This is a genomic window from Streptomyces synnematoformans, from assembly GCF_039531005.1.
GTDB classification, from domain to species: Bacteria; Actinomycetota; Actinomycetes; order Streptomycetales; family Streptomycetaceae; genus Streptomyces; species Streptomyces synnematoformans.
The window spans coordinates 1-4,373 of sequence record NZ_BAAAPF010000442.1 but is presented as its reverse complement, the minus strand read 5'-3'; the positions used below and the strand labels follow the sequence as shown (position 1 = coordinate 4,373).

Annotated in this window: 4 protein-coding genes and 1 pseudogene; 4 read left to right on the top strand and 1 reads right to left on the bottom strand. The window is 75.7% G+C overall.

The features are described from left to right. Nucleotides 1-1,563 (top strand): cellulase family glycosylhydrolase (locus ABD317_RS33990; RefSeq protein WP_425582510.1); only part of this gene is annotated, 1,563 nt, incomplete at its 5' end. Between the two features lie 123 nt (nucleotides 1,564-1,686). On the opposite strand, the gene ABD317_RS33985 is transcribed toward ABD317_RS33990, so the two are convergent. Next, nucleotides 1,687-2,517, bottom strand: a complete 831-nt coding sequence (locus ABD317_RS33985; protein WP_027751665.1) for an aldo/keto reductase — start codon at nucleotides 2,515-2,517, stop codon at nucleotides 1,687-1,689. Between the two features lie 60 nt (nucleotides 2,518-2,577). Between ABD317_RS33985 and ABD317_RS33980 the strand changes: the two genes are divergently transcribed. The 3 genes and pseudogenes from ABD317_RS33980 to ABD317_RS33970 form a co-directional block, all read left to right on the top strand. Next, entirely contained in the window at nucleotides 2,578-3,213 is a 636-nt protein-coding gene (locus tag ABD317_RS33980; protein WP_344295203.1) for a TetR/AcrR family transcriptional regulator, read from the top strand. A gap of 245 nt (nucleotides 3,214-3,458) precedes the next feature. Then, on the top strand, nucleotides 3,459-4,103 hold the full coding sequence (locus ABD317_RS33975) for an RNA polymerase sigma factor (protein ID WP_344295201.1): 645 nt from the start codon (nucleotides 3,459-3,461) through the stop codon (nucleotides 4,101-4,103). Further along, a pseudogene (locus ABD317_RS33970) lies at nucleotides 4,103-4,373 on the top strand (hypothetical protein); the annotation flags it as partial. The gene ABD317_RS33975 and the pseudogene ABD317_RS33970, both read left to right, overlap by 1 nt.

Genomic DNA, 4,373 nt, shown 5'->3' with positions numbered 1-4,373 from the left:
CACCGCGAGCGTCGGCACCGCGGTGTCCCGCTGGACCGTGGGGTAGGCGTCGGGCTGCACACCGAGGGCGGCCGGCTGCTGGAGGGCAACGGCAACGACTTCGTGCTGCGCGGCGTGAACCACCCGCACGCCTGGTACACCGGCGAGCTGGACTCGCTGCGCGAGATCAAGCAGCTGGGCGCGAACAGTGTGCGAGTGGTCCTGGCCACCGGCGACCGCTGGACGCGCAGCGACGTCGCCGACGTCGACAACGTTGTCGCCCAATGCAAGGCGAACCGCCTCATCTGCGTACTGGAGGTCCACGACACCACCGGCTACGGCGAGGAGGGCGCCGCCGTCTCGCTCGACCGCGCCGCCGACTACTGGATCAGCGTCCGCGACGCGCTCGTCGGCCAGGAGGACTACGTCATCGTCAACCTCGGCAACGAGCCGCACGGCAACCAGGGCTACGAAGCCTGGGCCGCCGACACCCGGGGCGCCATCGGCAGGCTGCGCGCCGCCGGGTTCCAGCACACGCTGATGGCGGACGCCCCCAACTGGGGCCAGGACTGGACGAACACGATGCGCACCGACGCGGCCGCCGTCGCCGCGTCCGACCCGCAGGGCGACACCCTGTTCTCGGTCCACATGTACGGCGTCTACGACACCGCCGCGGAGATCGAGGACTATCTGACGTCCTTCACCGAGGCCGGACTGCCCATCGCCGTCGGCGAGTTCGGGCACAACCACTCCGACGGCGACCCCGACGAGGACGCCATCATGCGCATCACCCGGGAACTGGGCCTCGGCTACCTGGGCTGGTCGTACAGCGGCAACAGCGGCGGCGTCGAGTACCTCGACATGACGGTGAACTTCGACCCGGCCGCGCTGACGGACTGGGGCCGGCGCTTCTTCAACGGCGCGGACGGCATCGTGGCGACCGCGAAGGAGGCGACCGTCTACGGCGGCGGAGGCGGCGACACCGAGGCGCCCACCGCCCCCGGGGCACCCACCGTCACCGGCGTGACCCACAACTCGGCCACGCTGAGCTGGCCCGCGGCCACTGACAACGTTGCCGTCACGGGCTACGACGTCTACGCGGTGGACGGCACCGCGGAGGACCGGGTCGCCGCCACCACCGGCACCGCGGTCACGGTCACCGGACTCGACCCGGCCACGGACTACACCTTCGCCGTACGCGCCCGGGACGCGGCGGGCAACGTCTCGCCCCGCTCCGCGACCGTGACGGCCACGACCGGCACCGGACCGGCGCCGTCCGCCGACTGCACCCCCTCGTTCGAGGTCGTCGGCTCCTGGCCGGGCGGCTTCCAGGCCGAGGTCGCCGTCGCCAACACCGGCGACACGCCGATCGACGGCTGGGAGCTGACCTGGACGTTCGCCGGCGGACACACCGTGTCGAACGCCTGGGGCGGCAGCATCAGCCAGAGCGGCACGGCGGTCACGGTCACCCCGGCCGCGTACACCCGGGTCATTCCGGCCGGCGGATCGGTCACCGTCGGCATGACCGGCACGGGCGACTCGACGCTGTCGGCGCCCGGGGACCTGGTCTGCAGCACGGACTGAGCCCGGCCCGCCCGCCCGGCGGTACGGGGCCGGCCGCGCGCCGGCCACGGCGCCTCCCGGCCCCGTACCGCCGCCGGTGGCCGGCCGCACCCGCACGGCGTCCCGCGGGCGCCCGTCCGCGGGTCAGAACTCCTCGTGCACGTCCGGATCGCCGCCCACGCGGCGCCGCGGCCGGCCGGCGACGGCGGCCATCTCGGCGGCCGACAGCTCGAACCCGAAGACGTCGAGGTTCTCGCGCTGCCGCGCGGGATCCGCGGACTTCGGCACGGGGACGGCGTCGAGCTGCGCGTGCCAGCGCAGCACCGCCTGGGCGGGCGTCACGCCGTGCGCCTCGGCCACCCGGGCGATCCCCGGGTCGGCCAGCACGTCGGTGCCTCGGCCGAGCGGGCTCCAGCTCTCGGTGACGATGCCCTTGGCGGCGTGGTACGCGCGCAGCTCCTCCTGCGGGAAGTGGGGGTGCAGCTCGATCTGGTTGACCGCCGGCAGCACCCCGGTCTCGCGCTCCAGCCGGTCCAGCTGGGCGACGGTGAAGTTGGAGACGCCGATCGAGCGGACGAGGTCCTCCTCCCGCAGCTTGATCATCGCGCGCCAGGAGTCGACGTACAGGTCCACGCGCGGCAGCGGCCAGTGGATCAGGTACAGGTCGACGTATCCCACCCCGAGCCGCTTGCGGGACTCCTCGAAGGACGCAAGCGTCTGCTCGAAGCCGTGGTGGCGGCCCGGGAGCTTGGTGGTGACGACGACGTCCTGGCGCGGGACACCGCTGCGCGCGATGCCGCGGCCGGTGCCGGTCTCGTTGCCGTAGTTGAGCGCGCTGTCGACGAGCCGGTAGCCGGTCTCCAGCGCGGTCGCGACCGCCTGTTCGGCCTGCGCGTCGTCCATCGGGTACGTACCGAGGCCGAGCGCGGGGAGCTTCGCACCGTCGTTGAGCCTGCGGACCGGGACGCTGGTCACACGCGCTCCTTCCCTTTACCGTACGGTGCGTTCAGTATAGGGCGGACGCCGGAGGCGGGCATGGGCGGAACGGGCGGGGCCCGCGCGCCGCGGGGCCGGCCGCGCAGCGAGCGGGCCAGGTCAGCGGTGCTCGCCGCGGCCGCCGAGCTGCTGGCCTCCGGCGGGGCGCGGGCGGTCACCATGGAGGCGATAGCCGCCCGGGCGCGGGTCAGCAAGTCGACGGTCTACAAGTGGTGGCCCACCCGCGGGCACGTGATGCTGGACAGCCTGGCGAGCGTCGCCGGCGGCACGCCCGCCGACCCGGACGGCGAGGCCGCCGGCGCGCCGCTCGCCGACGCCCTCACCGCCCAGGTCGGCGCGCTCGTCCGGACCGTCCGCGACACCCCCGCCGGGCGGCTGGTGACCGGCCTCGTCGCGGCCGCGCAGACCGACCCCGGCATCCGCACGGCGCTCGACGAGCGGTGGGTGCGCCCCCGCCGCGCGGCCTGCGCCCGGCTGCTCCACGACGCCGTGGCCCGCGGCGAACTGCGCCCCGGCACCGACGTGGCCGCCGCCGTCGACCAGCTCTTCGCGCCCGTCTACCACCGGCTGCTCCTCGGCCACCGCCCGCTCGCCGACGACCTGGCGGCCACCCTCGTACGCCAGCTCCTCGACGGGCTCCGGGACCGCCGCGGCCGCCCGGACCAAGACCGGTGACCGGCCGGAGGACGCCGCCGCACATGCCCCTTTCGGTGCCGCAACTCTCTTGCGTACCACGGGCCGTGGGCCCGGGTCCCCGGACTGGACGCGATCCCGCGGCGGGCCGTAGCGTGCTCTTCCGCGCCGGCGGGCGCCGAGGACAAGTGGTCGGGCTCCGGAAAAACCGGCACCTGGGGGGTGCATACCGAATGGATCCGTTTTGTGTGCGCCGAAGCAGAGCGCCACGGGCGGGCTGACCCGGCATGACAGAGGCCGACGGACCGCTCACGGAGACGATACGCGCCGCGCAGGCCGGCGACGAGACCGCGTTCGTGCACCTGTACCGAGCCCTGCACCCCCGCCTGCTGCGCTACGTCGGCACCCTCGTCGGCGACGCCGAGGGCGACGGCGACGCGGAGGAGGTCACCGCGGGCGCCTGGCAGGAGATCGCCCGCGACCTCGGCACCTTCGACGGCGACGGCACGTGCTTCCGCGCCTGGTGCGCCCGGATCGCCCGCACCCGCGCGCTGACGCACCTGGGCCACCGCCCTGCCCGCCCCGCCCGCGGCCCCCGGCACCCCGGCCCGCGGCACCCCCGCGCGCAGCGCCCCGCGCCGCACCCGGAGGCCGCCCCGAAGCGGCCGGACAGCGGGCGTACCCTTGCCCTGATCGCCTGGCTCCCGCGCGAGGAGGCCGACGCCGTGGCGCTGCGGGCGATCGTGGGGCTGGACGCCGAGAGAGCCGCCTACGTGCTCGGCACGAGCCCCGCCGCGGCCCGCTCCGCCGCCCACCGCGGCGTGCGCCGGCTCGCGGACCAGCTCGGCGAGGCCGCGGCCGGTGCCTGCCTGACCGGCGAGCCGGCGGGCGACGCCACCTGCACGGCCACGTGGATGCTCAGGGGTATGTGATGGCGGACGACGACCGGAACACCTGGCTCGACCAGCGCGCCGCCGAGCGGCTGCTCGACGGCGAACCGCCGGACGCCGGGCGCGGGCTGCCGCCCGCCGACCGGGACACCGCCGAGCGGCTGGCCGCCCTGCTGGCCGCCGCCGCGCTCGCCGCCGGCCCGGCGCCCGGCACCGAACTCCCCGGAGAGCAGGCGGCGCTGGCCGCGTTCCGCGCCGCCCGGGCCACCGAGTCCGCCGGACCCGCGCGCAACGGCCGCGCGGCGAACGGCC

Excerpts from the sequence above, each read along its gene's own strand:
- ABD317_RS33980 (WP_344295203.1), top strand. The coding sequence starts at position 2,578 with ATGGGCGGAACGGGCGGGGCCCGCGCGCCGCGGGGCCGGCCGCGCAGC.
- ABD317_RS33975 (WP_344295201.1), top strand. The coding sequence starts at position 3,459 with ATGACAGAGGCCGACGGACCGCTCACGGAGACGATACGCGCCGCGCAG.